This window comes from Paraburkholderia sp. SIMBA_027 (assembly GCF_046535315.1).
Taxonomy (GTDB): domain Bacteria; phylum Pseudomonadota; class Gammaproteobacteria; order Burkholderiales; family Burkholderiaceae; genus Paraburkholderia; species Paraburkholderia tropica.
Map to the genome: position 1 here is coordinate 1 of NZ_JAWRWY010001781.1, position 228 is coordinate 228.

A 228-nucleotide genomic window follows, 5' to 3' on the forward strand; every position below is an offset into this window, starting at 1 on the left:
CGCCAGACTTTCGTCACAGCTCGACACTGGAGAAACCAACGATATGAAGCACACCACCACCTTGACCCGGGTCGCCTGCGCAATCACCGCGCTCGCCGGCGCACCCGCCTTCGCGCAAAGCAGCGTCACGCTGTACGGCATCGTCGATACGGGTTTCGCGTATCAGAGCAGCCAGACGTCGCTCGGCTCGACAACGGGTGGTAAATCGAACCTCAAGATGGCTCAGGG

General features: G+C 61.4%; 1 protein-coding gene. It reads left to right on the plus strand.

The features are described from left to right. Positions 1-43: 43 nt before the first annotated feature. Positions 44-228, plus strand: a 185-nt coding sequence (locus SB764_RS45290) for a porin (RefSeq protein WP_410867480.1), incomplete at its 3' end; no start/stop codon positions are given.